The sequence below is a fragment of the Blastomonas sp. genome, assembly GCF_030373265.1.
GTDB lineage: Bacteria > Pseudomonadota > Alphaproteobacteria > Sphingomonadales > Sphingomonadaceae > Blastomonas.
Genome location: NZ_JAUCZC010000006.1, coordinates 48368 through 65935, shown reverse-complemented (window position 1 = coordinate 65935; position 17568 = coordinate 48368). Strand labels below are relative to the sequence as shown.

The following is a 17568-nucleotide window of genomic DNA, read 5'->3' as shown; positions in this document are numbered from 1 at the left end:
AAACCCTCAAAACTTACGGAGATTTTCATGACCAATCGCACATTTCAGACGATCAACCCGCTGACCGAAGAGCCGATCGAGACCTATTCGTATATGTCCGATGACGAGGCGACCGCGGTCGTCGAGGCAAGCCACAAGGCGTTTCTCGACTGGCGGATGCAGAGCCTCGAAGAACGCGCCAAGGTGATCGGACGGATCGCCGAGGAACTGCGCGCATCGAAGGATGAATTCGCGCAGCTGATGACCCGCGAGGTCGGCAAGCTGCTGCGTGACAGCCAGCAGGAGGTCGATCTGGTCGCCGCGATCTGCGATTATACCGCGAGCGAAGGCCCCAAGGCGCTGGCCGACCAGAAGCGCGAGACCGACAACGGCGACGGCTATGTCACCCACGCGCCGATCGGCGTGGTCTACGGCATCCAGCCGTGGAACTTTCCCGCCTATCAGGCGGTGCGCTATTCGGTCGCCAGCCTGATGGCGGGCAACGGCGTGCTGCTCAAGCATGCCGAGAACTGCACCGGCAGCGGCCTTTTCCTGCGCGATCTGTATGAGCGCGCTGGCCTCCCCAAGGGGCTGTTCGGGGTGCTGATCATCGACCACGACCAGTCCGACAAGGTCATCGAGCACGAGCATGTGCGCGGCGTGACGCTGACCGGAAGCGACAAGGCGGGCCGCACCGTCGGCGCCAAGGCCGCATCGGTGGTTAAAAAGACCGTGCTCGAACTGGGCTCGAACGACGCCTATCTGGTGCTCGACGATGCCGATCTCGATCTTGCGATCGAGACCTGCGTGCAGGGCCGCATCTACAACAACGGCCAGACCTGCGTGAATGCCAAGCGCTTCGTGGTGACCGCCGCCAATTACGATGCGTTCGTCAAGGGCTATGCCGAGGCGTTCGAGGCGCTGACGATGGGCGATCCGTGCGAGGACGACACCCAGCTCGGACCGCTGGTGTCCAAGCGCCAGCGCGATTCGCTGCACGATCAGGTCGAAAAGAGCGTCGAGAAGGGTGCGCGCGTCCTGACCGGCGGCAAGATCCCTCAGCAGACCGGCTGGTTCTATCCCCCGACCGTGCTGGTCGATGTCGAGCCGGGCCAGCCTGCCTATGACGACGAGCTGTTCGGGCCTGCCGCCTCGATCATCCGCGCCAAGGACGACGAGGACGCGATGCGGATCGCCAACGACAGCCGCTACGGGCTGGGCGGCGGGATCTTCTCGCGCGATGTCGAGCGCGCCAAGGAGCTTGCGGCCAAGCATTTCGATACCGGGATGGTGTTCATCAACACCTTCAACGTCGCCTCGCCCGACATGCCGTTCGGCGGCGTAAAGGCATCGGGCTATGGCCGCGAGCATGGCGATGAGGGCTTCAAGGAGTTCGTCAACGCCAAGGCCATCCTGGTTGCATGAGCAAGCAGGACACGCTGCGCTGTGATGTCGCGGTGATCGGGGCCGGCACTGCCGGCCTCGCCGCCGAGCGCGCCGCGCGCGCCAATGGCGCCTCGACGCTGCTGATCGATCCCGACTTCAGCGGCACGACCTGCGCCAATGTCGGGTGCATGCCCTCCAAGCTGCTGATTGCCGCGTCCAAGGCGCGGCACGCAATCGACCGTGCCGGGGTTTTCGGGGTCAAGGTCGGCGAGGTCAGTGTGGACGATGCCGCGCTGATGGGCCGGGTGCGCGCTGAGCGTGACCGGTTCTCGGCCTCCACGCGCGAGAACATCGCCAAGATTCCCGATGGTATCCGGATCGCATCGCGGGCGAAGTTTGCCGGGCCAAAGACCTTGCTCCTTGATGACGGCCGCAAGATCGAGGCAGGCGCGATCGTGATCGCGACCGGCTCGCGGCCCACGTTGCCGCCAGCGTTCGCGGCGCTGGGTGCGTGCGCGCTGACCAACGAAACCGTGTTCGAACTCGAAGCTTTGCCCAGGCGTCTGGCGGTGGTCGGATCGGGCGCGATCGGGCTCGAGCTGGCGCAGGCCTTCGCCCGGCTGGGGGTCGACGTCGCGCTGTTCGACAAGTCCGAAACCATGGCCAAGGTGCGCTGCGAGCGCGTCCACAAGGCCTTGCGCGAGATCATCGAACGGGATGTGCACGTGCATCTTGGCGTCGATGTCACGCCCGAGCCCGCCGACGACGGCGTCTGCATCCGCTGGAGCGGCAGCAGCGAGGGCGAGGCGATGTTCGACCATGTGCTGGTGGCAGTGGGACGCCCCCCGGTGCTCGACGGGCTGGCGCTCGACAAGGCAGGGCTGAAGACGGACGACAAGGGCGTGCCCTGTCACGACCGATCGACCATGCGCTGCGGCGACAGCAACGTCTTTCTGGCCGGAGACGTCGCCGCCGATTGGCCGCTGCTGCACGAGGCGTCGCACGATGGCGCGATCGCGGGGCGCAATGCTGCGGCCTTTCCGGCGCCGGTGCACACCGATCGCTATGTGCCGTTCAGCATCACCTTCACCGATCCGCAGGTGGTCAGCATCGGCGAGGCGGAAGAGGATGGCGCGGTCAGCGGCACCGCCGACTTTTCGGACCAGGGCCGCGCGCGGGTCGAGGTGCGCAACGAAGGCGCGCTCACGCTGTATGCCGCCGCGCCCGATGGCGTGCTGATCGGTGCCGATCTGGTCGCCCCGGCGGGCGAGCATCTGGGCCATCTGCTGGCCTGGGCGATCCAGCAGAAGATGACCGCGACCCAGCTGCTCGAGATGCCGTTCTATCACCCCACGATCGAGGAAGGCCTCAAACAGGCGCTGCGCACCGTCTGCGCCGCCACCCCGATCGCGGTCCCAGAAAACCAGGACGCAGGATCACCTGCAGGAGCGTGACGGATCTGGCCTGTGGCGGCTTAACCAAACCTTAGACGGATGCCGTTAAGGACTGGCACGGTTGCAGGAGATGGCCGTGACACCCAACAGTTTTGCGCAGCAGGCTCACGTCGTCGAAATTCTCGCCGACGCCATTTCGGCGCATGTGTGCGATGCGGACTCGGCGATCGACAAGATATTGTCAGGAATGGGCAATCTGAGCGGCGTCGATCGCGCCTATGTGTTTCAGCGCAAGGCCTGCGACCTGCTCGACAACACCCATGAGTGGTGCAGCCAGGGCGTGGCCCCGATGATCGATGTTCTGCAGAACATGACGATGGACATCATCGCTCCCTGGCGGGAGGGATTCGAGCGCGGAGAGCCGCTGCATGTGCCCTCCATCGATGCGCTCGATCTGGACCCCGATCTGCGCGAGCTGCTCGCCATGCAGGGCATCGTCGGCATCCTGCTGGTTCCGGTCCAGTGGGACGGCGCCATCATGGGGTTTGTCGGGTTTGATCAGGTCAAGATCGCAAGCCCGTTTTCGTCCGAAGTGCTGCGCATCCTGATTGCGGTGGCAGGGGCGGTGGGATCGATCCTGGCGCGCGCCGCGGCCAACCGCGAAATCGTCCGCACCAAGACCGAGCTTGAAGAGGCGGTGACGCAGTTGCGCCATCTGGTGATGCACGACGATCTGACCGGCGCACCCAATCGGCGGGCCTTCCATCTTGCCATCAAGTCGGCGCTGGAGTGCGGCGAACAGCAGCAGACCCAGACCAGTGTCGCGATGATCGACCTCGCCCGCTTCAAGAGCGTCAACGAGAAATACGGGCATACCGAAGGCGACCGGCTGTTGAGCCAGATCGTCCAGCGCTGGGCCGTGGTCAGGACCGACGGCGTCGACATCTACCGGATCGGGGGGGATGAGTTTGCGGTTGTGCTCAACGACCGGAACGCCGAACGCGCGATGCACAAGGTGATCGAACACATGCGGCAGGCGCTGATCGAACCGTTCATTCTGGGCGACCAGAACACGCGGATCGACATGAGCGCAGGGCTGACGGTAGCGCCGCGCGATGGCACCACCGCAGACGTGCTGGCCGCCAATGCCGACCTTGCGGTGCTCACCTCGAAGATCGAGAAGGGAAAAACCTGCGCCTACAGCCCGGACCTGCGCAAGCTGGCGCTTCAGCGGCACGAAACCGCGCAGGATCTGCTGGCGGCCAGGCCCGACAAGGATTTTGTCCTGACATACCAGCCGATTGTCGACCTGCACAGCGGTGCGATCATCAAGGTCGAGGCGCTGCTGCGGTGGCAGCACCCGACCCGCGGGCTGCTGATGCCGGCCGATTTCATCGATGTGCTGTGCGGCCTGGATCAGTCCCGCAAGGTCGGGCGCTGGGTCCTCGATACGGCCTGCAGGCAGGTTGCGGAATGGAACCGGCGCTTCTCGCTCGATCTTGTCGTCGCGGTAAACGCGTTTCCGCTCCAGGTGGCGACCTTTGATTTCGTGCTCGAGGTGCACAACGCGCTGCACCGCTGCAAGCTGCCGGTGCGCTGTCTCGAGATCGAGGTGACCGAGAACATCACGCTGCAGGACGGATCGCTCAACCTCAAGGTCTTGAAGCAGTTGTCGGACATGTCGGTTGCGATTTCGCTCGATGATTTCGGCACCGGTTTTGCGAGCCTGAACAGCGTGCTCGAGATCGATGTCCAGACCCTGAAGATCGATCGCAGCTTCGTGCTGGGGCTGCACCCGGGTGATCCGCGCATCGAAGTGCTCAAGGCGATGCAGCACATGACCAAGGGCCTGGGAATCCGCTCGGTCGTCGAGGGCATCGAGGACGAGGTCGTGGCCGATATCGTTCGCAAGATCGGCTTCGATGCTGGCCAGGGCTATTACTGGGGCCGCCCGGTCGACGCGCGCGCCTTTGCCGGGCTGCTGGCGCGGGAACGGGCAGGGGCCCTGAAATACGGCTGAACGGACGCGCCGGCGCTCCCCGATCGGCGTGCCCATCACGGGCAGCCGCCGGGCGTGCCTTCGCGCTGTGCAACCACGCCCAGCGCGCCGCCGAGCGCATCCCGCAAACGCGGGAGGCAGGCGCGCGCGCAGGCCGCTAACATCCTCGTACGAGAGACCGGCGCGGCGCCGACACAGGAACATGACCCATGACCGATCGCTGCGATTCCCATGCTGCCGGAGGCATTGCCGCCTGCATGATGGTGATTGCAGGGCCCGCGGCACTGCTCGCCAGCAGCCCGATTCACACCTCGGGCAGCGACCGGGCGATCCGCAACGCCTGGGAAGTTCCGGCCGGCATGGACGGGCCGCAAGGTCCCCGTTTGCACCCAACGCAGATGGCCGCGAAGGCGCACGGGTGCGGCTGTCTGCCTCCCATGCAATCCAAGATTGGAAGCGCCATGCAGGCTCGTTAAGAAGGTTGCCGCTATGGATGACAGCACACACACCGGACCGGCGGACCCGTCGTCATCCTCGCGCGCCGGGGAGGCGTGCCGTATCTTCATCGTCGAGGACGATGCCATCCTGCGTGCAAGCCTGATCGACCGGATCAGGCGCGAGCCCGACATGCTGGTGGTGGGCGAGGCCGACTGTCTGTCCGCCGCGAAGGCGGCGCTGCGCGGCGCGGCGGCCGGGGTGGATATCGTGCTGGTCGATCTTGGCCTGCCCGATGGCTCGGGGCTCGAGCTGATCGCGGCGATCCACCACAGCGAGGCGGCGGCCAAGGTGCTGGTGTTCACCGTGTTCGGCGACCGCAAGACCGTGAGCGACGCGCTTGCGGTCGGCGCGGACGGGTTCATCCTCAAGGACAGCGGCCCTGCCGAGCTTGCCTCTGCCATCCGCGCCGCGCGCGACGGCGGCGTGCCGATCAGCCCCAAGGCCGCGGCGCAGCTGCTGCGTGCCTTCCGCGAGCCCCCTAGGCCGAGCGCCGTGGCCGAGCCGCCGCCATCCGGCATCACGCCAGAGGATTACGGCCTGACCGCGCGCGAACGCGAAACGCTGGAAACGCTGGCGCGCGGGTTTACCCAGCGCGAAGCTGCAGAGATCCTGGGCGTCTCGCCCCATACCATCGTCTCGCACGTGAAGGCGATTTATCAGAAGATGGCAGTCAACTCGCGCTCCGAGGCGGTGTTCGAGGCGATCCACAGCGGCCTCATCAAGATGGAAGGGCGATGACTCGTCCTGTGGTGCAGCCGAATGGATTCGCGCGCGCGGGCACGGTTCGTCTCATCATCTGGATCGTTGCGGTTCAGGCTGTCTTCTGGGGTGTCGCGCTGCTGGTGCGGCCACATGTGGTTGACCCGGTGTTCGAACGGCACCGTGTAACCGATGTTGTTCTGATGGGCGCGGACGGCCGGCCGCGCGAGGCTGCGGGGCGTCCCAATTACTATCTCGGCGAGGGGCGCGCAGCGCGTTTCGTCGGAACGGTCGTGCTCGATCGACCCGAAGCCGGGCTGGTGGTGTTCGCGCCGCGCTACAATCGCTGGGCAAGGCTCGCGGTCAACGGCGAGATCATTCCCCTGTCGGATACGCCGGCGTGGCGCGGGGGACGGCTCGGCGGCAAATGGGTGGTACCTGCAGGGTTTCTGCGCGCGGGGCGCAACAGCATCGCGCTCGATGTCCGCCGCGAATGCTGCCGCGCCTATCTTGCCGCGCTGATCGCCGCTCCGCCGGGCGCCATCGACGTGGCCATCCGCCAGTGGCGGCTGCAATCGCTGTTGCCCGCTCTCGGCCTTATGGTGCTGGGGCTTTTTGGCGCCGGCTCGTGCCTGCTGGCAGCGGGCAATTCCGCCTATCGCCAGCAGGCCTATGCCGCCGCGCTGGCGTTCACCGGCATGGCGCTGGGCGGATTGTGGCAGGTCGACATCCTGACTCCGTCGAGCGAGGCGGTCTACGGCGCCGCCGGGCAGATGACCCTGCTTGCGACCTTCGCGGGGCTGGTCGCGCTGGCGGATCGCTGGTTTCCCGGCGGTCCGCGGCACGACCGGGTGTTGATCGCGCTCGCACCGGTGTTCTTCGTCCTCATCGCGGCCGCGGCCTTTACCACCGACGGCATGCCCGCGCTGATGCGCAACATGCTCGAAATCGGCATGGTATCGCTTGCCAACATCGCCATTGTGGCCAGCATCCTTCGCGGTCTCAGGACTGACCTTCAAGCATGGGCAGCCGATGCTGCCGTGGTGCTGCTTGTGCCGTCAATCAGCCTGGCCGACCTTATCGACAGCATCCAGGTCAATCCGCTGAACCTCAACATCGCGCCGCTGGGCGTGCTTGCGCTGGCTGTTCTGCTGCTGCTGGGGATCGTGCGCCGGGGGCGGATGCTCTCGCGGCGTCTGGAGGACGCCAATGCTCTGCTCGATGCCCGCATCGCCGCCAAGCAGGCGGAGCTGGAAGCCACCGCCGAACTGCTGCGCCAGCGCGAAGCCGAGGCCGCAGTGCAGGGCGAGCGCAGCCGGATCATGCGCGACATGCATGACGGCATGGGCGGGCAGCTGCTGTCGGTGCTGATGCTCTCGCGCGACGAGACCAGCCCCAGGCAGATGATCACCCGCACCGTGGAGCAGGCGATCGACGACCTGCGGCTGCTGATCGACAGCCTGGATTCGGTCGGCGACACGATGGACATCGCGCTGGGCCAGTTTCGCGAGCGCGCGGAGACCAAGCTGCGCGCCGCGGGCATGCGCCTGGCGTGGTCGAACGCGCTCGACGGCCAGTCGATCATGTTGGCCCCGGGCACCATTCTTGCAGTTTACCGCGTGATGCAGGAAGCGATCAACAATGCGGTGCGCCATTCGGGCGGGCAGGTGGTGACCTTGGCCATATCGCCTCTCGCCACCGGCGGGGTCGAGATCGTCATTGCCGATGACGGCCGGCCCGGCCCTGTCTTGTGGAAACGGGGGCGGGGCCTTTCGAACATGGAAACGCGCGCCCGGGCGATCGGCGGGACGCTGGCGATCGAAACGGGGGGCAAGGGGACGCGGGTCGTGCTGCGCATTCCTGCGGCCTGAAGCCGCCCTGGCGTCTGGCGGACAGCAGCGAGCCGCGTTACGACCGGAACGATGGTGCAAGCAGACGTTGTATCAATCGCGGGTGACCATCACCGTCTGCTTGCACCCCATGGCTCCCCGAGTCGCAAAAGAAGCCATGGATCTCGTGTTCGGAGGGTCAGCGGCCTGCCATGACCGTATCGGCCCCCCGGCTAGCCATCATCTTGGCCAAAGGCGCGGTGCCGCGCATACCGCGAACGCGGGATTGTCGAAGGGCCGCCGACCGTGCCGCGCCGCACCATCAACGCGGCGGCATCGGGTGCGCAGGCGAGGGGCGTTCCAGGTGAGCAGGGCCGCGACGGGCCCCTCAGGGTAAAGCCGAGCCTCTCGACGAGGGATCGGCTCCGGCGTAATAATCGCCTGCCTGGCTGCGCGCGACGAAATTGATAATTCCAAGATGCTGCTTCACGTCATAATCGGTCAGCTGTATCGCAAAACCGCGCGCAGCAAGGTGGTCCCGGACGTCTGCCGGCATGTCCAGATGCATCCGCAGCGCGCCGTCCTTGGGGAAGAGCCGCGGCAGCCGCATCAGCGTCTCGTAGTCCGCATGGCCGCCGGAACGGATCGCCTGCGCAAGAACCCAGGTCAACGCGCCCAATATCCGCTCGCTGCCTGCCGCGCCGATCGCCAGCGAAGGCGTCTCCGCCCGGGTGATGATTATCGGCGCAAGTTCAGTCCCATCGTGCGTCTGGCCGCGATAGCGCCGTCCCGATCGCATCGCATAGCTATAGCCCAGAGCGGCGCCAGCAACGCTTCGCCGTGATCCGAACCACGGGCCGACAGACGTTGTCCAGGCGAGCATGCCGGCACCCTCCGCAACCGAGAAATGCGTCGTGTTGCGATCATCCGTATGGCTCGCCTCGGTACCGAAATAGGTCGCATCGAGCGTCCTCCACAGATCGGCACGCGTCCCCTCGACCAGCGCGATCGTTTGGCGGGCAATGGCCTGTGCCTCGCGATCCAGATCGATGTCAGCGTTCGGGGCGTCCGCCTTGGGTTCCAGCGTGCCGACATGAAACGGCACGCGTTCGAGCAGCAGGATGGTTGAAACCGCATAGGCTTCGGCGGCCTGAGCCGGGTGCCTGAGCAGGCCGGCCTCGTTGAGCCGGGCCAGAATGGCGACGCCAAGCATCGTCCATGGCCCCCATGTCTCGATGATCGCGGTGCTATGCAGCTGGCCAAGCCCGGCCACCAGATGGGTCAGAGGCTGACCAAATCGCGCTTGGTTGGCGATCAGCTCCGTGTGTGACCAGGGGATGGAATGCGCCGCGTTCAGGCGCGTCCAGAACGCAGAGGCGTCTGGTGAGTCGCCGAACATTTCAATGAGATCGGCCATTTGCGGGTTGCGCACGATATCGAGCGGACGGCCGCGGTCGTCGAGATAAATGCTGCGCAGCCCGGCATCCAATGCATCGGCGGTGGTTGCCAATATGGCTTTGAGCGTGTCGCCAACCCGGTGGCCCTGCCGGGCGGTGGCGACAGCTGGGGCCAGCACCTGGGCCAGGGGCAGGCTCAACCGTTGCTGGCTGTGGCACAGATCGATCGCGGCGATGCATCCTGGAACCGGCACCGTGGAAGCTGGCACGTCGCGCAGCATCGTCGCTGCATGGATGGTATCGATCCGGCTGCTCGCGGCATTCACGCCCTGGATGCGTCCGAACGGGCTCGAATTGGCAGGATCAACCACCCAGGACATCGCCAGCGCCGCGATCATCATGTCATAGGCACCGCCACCGGCCAGTTTCATTTCCTCGGCCGCGCGCGTGGCCAGCGGGTGGTTGGTCGACACTGCGAACCCCGTGCCGGTCTTGAGCGAAGGCCGTCTTGCCGGTGCGCAGGCCGCGACAAGCGCGCCACTCCCCGCGACCATCGCGCGGCGAGTCATTACAATCACAAGGCGCCTGCGATCGCGGCGTCGACGGACTCTCCCAGTCGTTCGACGATCGTGTCGATCTGATCGGGTGTGACGATGAAGGGGGGGGCCAGCAACACATGGTCGCCGCGTCGGCCATCGATGGTCCCGCCCATGGGATAGACCATCAGCCCGCGGGCCATCGCGGCTTGCTTGATCGCGGCATGCAGCTTTCTGTCAGGTGCAAACGGCGCCTTCGAATCGCGATCGGCCACCAGTTCGATCGCGCGGAACAAGCCCCGACCGCGGATGTCGCCAACGTGCTGGTGCTGACCAAAGCGCTGGACCAGACCTGCCGCGAGCCGGTCACCCATGGCGACGACATTGGCCAGCAAGTCGTCCTGGACGATCGTATCCTGCACCGCCAGCGCAGCCGCTGCAGCGACAGGATGCCCGATATAGGTGTGTCCATGCTGGAAGAAGCCCGATCCGTCGCGAAACGCGTCGTAGATATGGCCTCCCAGCAGGACCGCGCCCACCGGCTGGTATCCACCGCCCAGCCCCTTGGCGACGGTCAGGATGTCGGGGACCACGCCTTCCTGCTCAAAGGCGTGCAGCGTGCCGGTACGCCCCATGCCGCACATCACCTCATCGAGGATCAGCAGCACGCCATAGCGGTCACAGATCGACCGGATATGCTTGAGGTAATCACCGACCGGAGGCACGGCCCCTGCGGTTGCCCCGACGACCGTTTCGGCGACAAAGGCGATGACGCTTTCGGCGCCCAAAGCAAGGATCCGCTCTTCCAGCGCGCTGGCGGCGCGCAGGGCATAGTCGGCGTCGGATTCTCCCGTCGCCTGGTGCCGATAAGCATAACACGGGTCGATGTGATGGGTGTCGATGAGCAACGGTTCAAATTGTTCCCGGCGCCATTCATTCCCGCCAGAGGCAAGCGCCCCCAAGGTGTTGCCGTGATAGCTTTGATGCCGGGCGATGATGTGGCGGCGCTGCGGCTCGCCCTTTTCGACGAAATACTGCCGCGCCATCTTGAGCGCTGCCTCGACCGCTTCCGAACCGCCGGACACCAGATAGACGTAGTCGAGATTGCCCGGCGCATCCGCTGCCAGCCGCTGGGCGAGACGCTCGGCTGTTTCGGTCGTGAAAAAGCTGGTGTGGGCATATGCCAGCCGATCGATCTGATCGTGCATCGCCTCCGTGACGCGAGCATGCCCGTGGCCGAGACAAGACACCGCTGCGCCCCCCGAGGCATCGATATAGCGACGGCCTTCGGCATCGATTACCTCGATGCCGGTCCCGCCCACGGCCACAGGCAGTCTGGCTGCAATGGAGCGGTGAAGGATGTGGGTCATATGTTCTTTCTGCGCTTTCGCGGGTCGAAATGGACTTCGAGGGTGTTGAGCTGCGCTTCGGCCTGCTCGAGCGTGGCCAGCGCATTGGTGCCGCCACGCCCGGCGACGACCGATGCCAGGATTTCGGCTGCGGCAAAGGCCGGCGCCATGGCGTGGAAGAACGAGGGGCTTTCGGTGGAGATGTGAATGCAGTGCTCCGCCGCATCGGCAATCGGCGACACGGCGCTGTCGGTAATCGCGATCACGCGCACGCCCCTCGATGATGCGTAATCCACAGCCTCCACCGTGGCGCGGGTATAAGGGCTGATGCTGACGGCCAGCAGCACGTCGTCCGAGGCGGCGTTGCGCAGGCTGTCGATGCCGGTGCCCGCCATTCCGTCGAGCAGGATGACACCCTCGCGCACCAGCGACAGCACATAATGGAAGTGCCATGCGGCTGCGAAGCTCGAGCGCATGCCGAGGCAATAGATCCGGCGACCGGAAGCAACGCATTCGGCGGCCGCAGCGATCGCCTCGCGGCCGTCGGGTTGAGCAAGATGGGCGACCTGGCTGGCAAGCACCACAGCCATTTCGGCGGCCAAACCCTGGTCGCCCTTCATTTTCTGGTCGCCGAGCTTGCGGTCGGCCTGGCGGGCAAAGTCAAACGCGCCATCGCGCACGGCATCGGCATACAGCGCGCGGATTGCGTCATAGCCCTCCAGATCGAGCTGCTGCGCCAGCCGGGTCATGGTTGCCGGGCGAACACCCGCCAACCGGGCCTGTTCGCGCATCGAGAGCAACGCGACATCCCTCGGGCGATCGAGGATGAACCGCGCAGCAAGCTTCATTTGCGGCGACAGATCGTCATAGGCGCCAATGAGCCGTTGACTGAGCGGCGCATCTTTCATGCTAATCCCCTTCCTGCAGGACCGTCGGGTTCTGCGCACCGACTTTCTTGTGGGTGTTTCTACCAGTTGACGGCAACGCGAGCGTACAGATAGCGGCCATTGTTGCCAAAGGGCGAGTAGCTTGAAAACGGGATCGCGCCCTGCACGTTGCGCGCGGCCGGCAATGCCCTTGCGTAAGTGTCGGTGATGTTGGATCCGCCCAGCGCGAACGTGAGCTGATCGCCCACCTGCACCCGCGCCTCCATGTCGAGCAGCGCGCGTCGACCGGTTTCAGCATCAAGCGCCGGGTCATTCAGAGCATGGAGCACGCTGCCGTAGATGTTCAGCCGCGCGAGCAGGCCAAAACCCGACGCCGATTCCCAGTCCGCGCTCAACACATATTTGTGCCCGGGCGTGCCTTCTTCGAACGCCAGCAGGTTGGTTCTGGAAAAGAGATCGGGGGGTACGGGCAACGCAGCCAGGGGGGCGGTCGTCGGCACGCGATCAACTGTCGTTTCGTTGAAATTCGCAGCCGCCGACAGGTCGAACCGCCCGGCGCTGCCGGTTGCGATCCGGTAACGGGCCACGATATCGATCCCGCGGGTGGTGGTATCCACACCGTTGATGAAGAAGCGCCCGCCGGCATAGATGGTCGTCGCGCCAGTGGTGTTGACCAGATTGTAGATCGCAATCTGGGTCGGCGTCGCGCCGGGCGCTCCGGGTGCCTGCCCCAGGATATTCTCCGACAGCACGATCCTGTCACGGATCTTGATCTGATAGGCATCGATGGTCAGCTCGAACCCGCCGCTTGCAAAGACCCCTCCGACAGAAAAATTGGTGGATTTTTCCGGTTCGAGGGGCCGCGCGCCGAGCGCGATGGCAACCGGGTCCGTTACGGGAAAGGTCTGGGTTTCGACCGGAGTACTGACCCCGTTGATCACGCGGAAGACCGGGACGGTCGATCGATAGTTCTGCTGCTGCAGGCTGGGCGCGCGAAACCCGGTGGATGCCGTCGCGCGCAAGGCCAGACCCGGCATGAATTCGATCCGCCCCGACACCTTGCCATTGGCGGTTGACCCGAAATCCGAATAATCCTCATAGCGCCCGGCGATCGCCAGATCGAACCACGGGGTCACACCCGCATCCAGTTCCGCGTAGACCGCATAGCTGTCCCGATTGGCGTCAATTTCGTTGTCGGGGCGAAAGCCTGGAAACAGTTGGGCTCCCGCCGCGCGGCCACCTGCACGATCGGGCCCATATTCGTAGGACGCCGGCTCGCCTGCGCCGATCGCATAGCCTTCGCGCCGGTATTCTGCGCCCAATGCGAGTGCCAGAGGGCGCGCCAGCCCCACATCCCAGCTGCGGACCGCATCGACACCTGCGGTCAGCTGGTCGTAGGTGAGCTTGCCGGCATAAAAATCACGCGGAGATGCCGGGCCCAGCGAGCCATTGAGCGTGTTCAGCGTCGATATGTCGATCGCATTGCGCCCATAGGTGACATTGAAATCGGCCTTAAAGCCTCCGACGTCCCCTCGCAGCCCACCGCCCAGGCTAAGATCGCTGACCTTCATGCCGATCCTCGGCAGAAAGCCGTCCGGGATGATCGGGCGGCCGGTGCGCAGATCGATGTTGTTGATATCGCGCTCTATCCGCCGAAAACCGGCCGATTCGCCGTCCCGATGCTGATAGCCGCCCGTCGCATAGATCTCCCACATGTCGCCGACAGGCATGCCAAAATTGGCAAACACGGTCTTGGTTTCCAGTTCGGGGTCGCCGAAACGCGCCGTGACGCGGGTTGGCGTGACGCGTGGATCGAGGCCGCTGCGGTTGGTGGGGTTGCGCTTGATGTACTCGGCTGACAGGGTCAAAAAGCCCTCTGCTCCGATTGCGAAACCCTGCCAGCCTGCAATGGACATATTGTGACCGTCCGTCACATTGCGCCCGTCGGGATCACGCGCCTCGCGAACATGGGTATGGAATATCCCCGAATTCACCTGAAAGCCGCCGCCCTCGCGGGCTTCGCGCAGCCGCAGATTGATGACGCCGGCAATCGCGTCGGAACCGTATTGCGCCGATGCGCCGTCGCGCAGGATTTCGATCCGGTCGACGGCAATGACGGGAATGGCGTTCAGATCAACCGCCGAAGAGCCTCGGCCCACGGTACCGTTGACGTTGACCAGCGCCGAGGCGTGCCGACGCGTGCCATTGAGCAGCACGAGCGTCTGATCCGGCGACAGGCCGCGCAACACGGCAGGCCGAATGTGATCGGTGCCATCTGCAATCGCAGGGCGCGGGAAGTTGATCGATGGCGCCATGTTGGCCAGGGCCTGGCCCAGTTCAGGTGTGCCCTGTTTGACGAGATCGGGCGAGTCGATGACATCGACCGGTGCGAGAGTATCAAGACGGCTGCGGGCCACGCGCGACCCGGTGACGACGAGGTCGCCGTCGGTAGGCTGTTCTACAACATCTGTTTCATTGGCGACATTCGGGCGTTCGCTTTGCGCGAAAGCCGGTGTGGCGGCCAGCGCGATCATCGATGCGGCGATGAAAAGGCTCGTGTTTGCAGTCATTGTATCTCCCCCCTCTTTCGATCACGCGATCAGCCGAGTCGCAAGGAATATTGCCACAAAATAATGAATATGCAATAGACGTATCATCAAGCAGTTTATTGAAACAATCTAATCACGGAGGGGCGCGATGAGGGTTGCACTCATACATGCCATGCAGGAATCGATCGAGCCCATCCGTCTGGCGCTGGCGCGGGAGTTTCCCCAGGCGCAGCCGTTTGACCTGCTTGACAGCGCTTTGGCCGTGGATCGAGCAGCGGGGGGACCAGAGATCGAGGCCGAGCTTGATCGGCGATTCCTGGCGCTGACCGATTACGCGATCGCCTTGCAGGCGGGCGCAGTGTTGTTCACCTGCTCGGCATTCGGGCGCCAGATCGACCTTGTCGGCTCCACCCATCCCGGGCTGATCGTGCGCAAGCCCAACGAGGCCATGATCCGGTCGGCCAATCGGTATGCCAGAATCGGACTTGTCGCCAGCTTCGAGCCGACTCTGCACTCAATGGCGCAGGAATTTGAGCACCCCGAACGGTTGCGCCTGATCCTCGCCAAAGGCGCGCTCGATGCCCTGCGCCGAGGCGATGGAGCCCAGCACGATGCGCTTGTGTGCCAGGCCGCAAGCGAGCACGCCGAGCAGGTCGATTGCTTCGCGCTGGCCCAATTCAGCATCGCGCGCGCTGCGCCGCTGCTGGAGCTACGCTACGCAAGGCCTGTGTTGACGACGCCTGCTATGGCGGCGCGGGACCTGTTCACAGCAATGGCGGGCGGGACGGACCCAGGCGCACGATAGGCGTTACCCCTGGTCCCGACCGGCGCTAGGACGGGACCTGCGCGCCTGGGTCATCGCGGTGCCTGGTGCGCCGGCCAGGCGCTGGCGCGTCAGAAGCTTGTCCGAAGGCCGATCGACGCGGTGCGCGGGGTGCCGGGCTGGACCCAGAGCGGCGAGTAGCTGTTGGCGTACCAGCGCGCATCGAACAGGTTCTGAACCGCCGCGAACACAGTCACGCCCTCGATCGGCTCGATCTCGCCGAACACGCGCGCCAGCGTGTGCGCGGGCAAGGCAAAGGCCGTGCCGGTCTCGCCCGATCGTTCGCCGACATATTGCACCCCCGCGCCCAACTGCGCCTCTGCGCCCGCGATGGTGAAGCGCTTGCTCGCCTGGACGTTGAGATTGTGGTCGGGAATGTTGATCAGCGGATCGCCCGGACGGATCTGGAAGTTGAAATTGGGTTCGAGCAGCGTCGAACGCGCCTCGGCGTCGATATAAGCGTAGCTGAGGATGACATCGATGTCGCCCGGCAGCTGGCCCGCCAGATCGAATTCGATGCCGCGGCTGCGCGCCTTGCCGATGGCCACCGAGAAACCGGGATTTCCGGTGTCGCTGGCAAGGACGTTGTTCTTGTCGAGCTGGAACACCGCCAGCGTGCCATTCAACCTGCCGTCGAGCGCGGTGACCTTGATCCCGATCTCCTTCGACCGGCTGGTTTCGGGATCGAAGATGCCGCCTGCGACATCGGTGCCGATATTGGCGCGGAAGCCCTCGCCATACGCGGCATACAGCGTGATCGGCGTGCTCAGGCGATAGACGAGTCCCGCTTGCGGACTGAACCGCGCCTTGCTGCGACGACTGTCGACGCCGGACAGGCGGTTGAGCGTGCGGAGGTTGACATCGTCATAGCGGCCGCCGATCCGCACCTGCAACCGGTCGGTCAGTTCGATCTGATCCTGGAGGAAGATGCCGGTCGATCGCTGCACGTCGAGGCGGTCGTTCTGCGGGCCCGGGGTCGGCAGCGGGAAGCGCCCGTAGACGGGGTTCAGGATATCGAGGACATAGCCGGCGCGGTCGGTTGTCGCCGCGTTCACCACCGGAGGGCGCACACGGCCGAATTGCTGGTCGTTGTCGAACTGGTCGCGGTCGGCCCCGATCAGGACGCGGTGGCGCAGTGATCCGGTCTCGAATGCGCCCGACAGTTCGGCCCGCACCACCCATTGGCGCGAATCGTACCGGCGCGAGCGGCGCTGGCGGGACAGCGAGCGGCCGTCGACGAACAGCTTCTGGCGCGCGGTGGCGAGCTCTGCATCGGACGAGAAGCCCGTCAGCAGCGTATCGCGCAGGCTTGCACCCACCTGCACGCTCCAGCGATCGTTGAGGTCGTGCTGAACGCGAAGCTGATGCCCCGTGGCGCGCGCGACGTGGTCGCCGTCGCCCGGCTCTCCCAGATAGCGCGAGCGCGGCACCGTCCTGAAATCCCCATCGAGCACCACGATGCCACGATCGAAGGGCGTCTCGGCCCGCGTCCATTCGAAATCATAGGTCACGCGGGTGTTGGGCCCGATCGCCAGTCCGATCGAGGGCAGGAAGCCCCAGCGGCGCTGGTGCACCGTGTCGCGGAACGTGTCTCCGTCTTCGGCATAGCCGATCAGCCGCGCCGTCAGTCCGCCCGACAGCGCCAGGTTGAAGTCGGCTTCGGTGCGCACGCGGTCGAAGCTGCCGTACTGGATCGATGCGCTGCCGAAGGTGCGCCCGATCTCGGCCTGCTTGGTCACCAGGTTGACCGTGCCGCCGGGCTCTCCGCGCCCGAGCAATGCCGCAGCGGGGCCCTTGAGCACTTCGATCCGCTCCAGACCGGCAACATCGCGCGGGCCGCCGAAACCGCGTCCGCCATTGAAGCCGTTGACCAGATAGCCGGTCGGGATGTTCTCGTCGCCGGTGAAGCCGCGCACCGCAAAGCTGTCAAACAGGCCGCCGAGCGAATTCTGGCGGGACACCGAGGCATTGAGATCGAGCGCGTCGGCGAGCCGGAGAAAGTTGTTGGCCTTGACCGCGGCTTCGTCGATCTGCGCGATCGCCTGCGGAATCTCCGACAGCGCAAAGTCACCGCGATACGCCTGGCGCACGCCGGTGACGGTGATGGCCTGTTCGGAGGCCTGAGCGTCTTCCGTGGTGTCGGCTGCAAACACCGGGGATGCCCCCAGGGCAACGACCGTCAGCCCCGTGACCAATCCAACGCCAGATGCGTACCGCAGCATGTCAAAACTCCCCATTCGTGC

Annotated in this window: 12 protein-coding genes; 7 read left to right on the top strand and 5 right to left on the bottom strand. The window is 65.2% G+C overall.

What is annotated here, in order from left to right:
- The first annotated feature begins 27 nt into the window (after nt 1–27).
- The 6 genes from QUV11_RS05245 (at nt 28) to QUV11_RS05220 (ending at nt 7826) form a co-directional block, all read left to right on the top strand.
- The gene (locus QUV11_RS05245) at nt 28–1404 is read left to right on the top strand and encodes an NAD-dependent succinate-semialdehyde dehydrogenase (protein WP_300880920.1); all 1377 of its coding nucleotides are present in this window, start codon (nt 28–30) and stop codon (nt 1402–1404) included.
- Nucleotides 1401–2819 (top strand): dihydrolipoyl dehydrogenase, encoded by a 1419-nt coding sequence (locus tag QUV11_RS05240; protein ID WP_300880919.1) that lies wholly within the window; start codon nt 1401–1403, stop codon nt 2817–2819. The genes QUV11_RS05245 and QUV11_RS05240 overlap by 4 nt, the downstream gene beginning before the upstream one ends.
- Before the next feature lie 76 nt (nt 2820–2895).
- Nucleotides 2896–4779 carry an EAL domain-containing protein gene (locus QUV11_RS05235; RefSeq protein WP_300880918.1) on the top strand — a complete coding sequence of 628 codons (1884 nt, stop codon included), beginning with the start codon at nt 2896–2898 and terminating at the stop codon, nt 4777–4779.
- Nucleotides 4780–4967: 188 nt separating this feature from the next.
- Nucleotides 4968–5234 (top strand): hypothetical protein, encoded by a 267-nt coding sequence (locus tag QUV11_RS05230; protein WP_300880917.1) that lies wholly within the window; start codon nt 4968–4970, stop codon nt 5232–5234.
- Nucleotides 5235–5247: 13 nt separating this feature from the next.
- Nucleotides 5248–5994, top strand: a complete 747-nt coding sequence (locus tag QUV11_RS05225; protein ID WP_300880916.1) for a response regulator transcription factor — start codon at nt 5248–5250, stop codon at nt 5992–5994.
- Entirely contained in the window at nt 5991–7826 is a 1836-nt protein-coding gene (locus QUV11_RS05220; RefSeq protein ID WP_300880915.1) for an ATP-binding protein, read from the top strand. The genes QUV11_RS05225 and QUV11_RS05220 overlap by 4 nt, the downstream gene beginning before the upstream one ends.
- A 346-nt stretch (nt 7827–8172) precedes the next feature.
- On the opposite strand, the gene QUV11_RS05215 is transcribed toward QUV11_RS05220, so the two are convergent.
- From QUV11_RS05215 to QUV11_RS05200, 4 genes are read right to left on the bottom strand one after another with little or no spacing between them, the layout of a single operon-like run.
- Nucleotides 8173–9750 (bottom strand): gamma-glutamyltransferase, encoded by a 1578-nt coding sequence (locus tag QUV11_RS05215; RefSeq protein ID WP_300880914.1) that lies wholly within the window; start codon nt 9748–9750, stop codon nt 8173–8175.
- Between the two features lie 5 nt (nt 9751–9755).
- Entirely contained in the window at nt 9756–11087 is a 1332-nt protein-coding gene (locus QUV11_RS05210; RefSeq protein WP_300880913.1) for an aspartate aminotransferase family protein, read from the bottom strand.
- Nucleotides 11084–11974 (bottom strand): MurR/RpiR family transcriptional regulator, encoded by an 891-nt coding sequence (locus QUV11_RS05205; protein WP_300880912.1) that lies wholly within the window; start codon nt 11972–11974, stop codon nt 11084–11086. The genes QUV11_RS05210 and QUV11_RS05205 overlap by 4 nt, the downstream gene beginning before the upstream one ends.
- 59 nt (nt 11975–12033) lie before the next feature.
- Entirely contained in the window at nt 12034–14523 is a 2490-nt protein-coding gene (locus QUV11_RS05200) for a TonB-dependent receptor (RefSeq protein WP_300880911.1), read from the bottom strand.
- Between the two features lie 127 nt (nt 14524–14650).
- Between QUV11_RS05200 and QUV11_RS05195 the strand changes: the two genes are divergently transcribed.
- On the top strand, nt 14651–15307 hold the full coding sequence (locus QUV11_RS05195) for an arylsulfatase (RefSeq protein ID WP_300880910.1): 657 nt from the start codon (nt 14651–14653) through the stop codon (nt 15305–15307).
- 89 nt (nt 15308–15396) lie between these two features.
- Here QUV11_RS05195 and QUV11_RS05190 read toward each other — a convergent pair whose 3' ends face one another.
- Nucleotides 15397–17547 (bottom strand): TonB-dependent siderophore receptor, encoded by a 2151-nt coding sequence (locus QUV11_RS05190; RefSeq protein WP_300880909.1) that lies wholly within the window; start codon nt 17545–17547, stop codon nt 15397–15399.
- Nucleotides 17548–17568 lie beyond the last annotated feature (21 nt).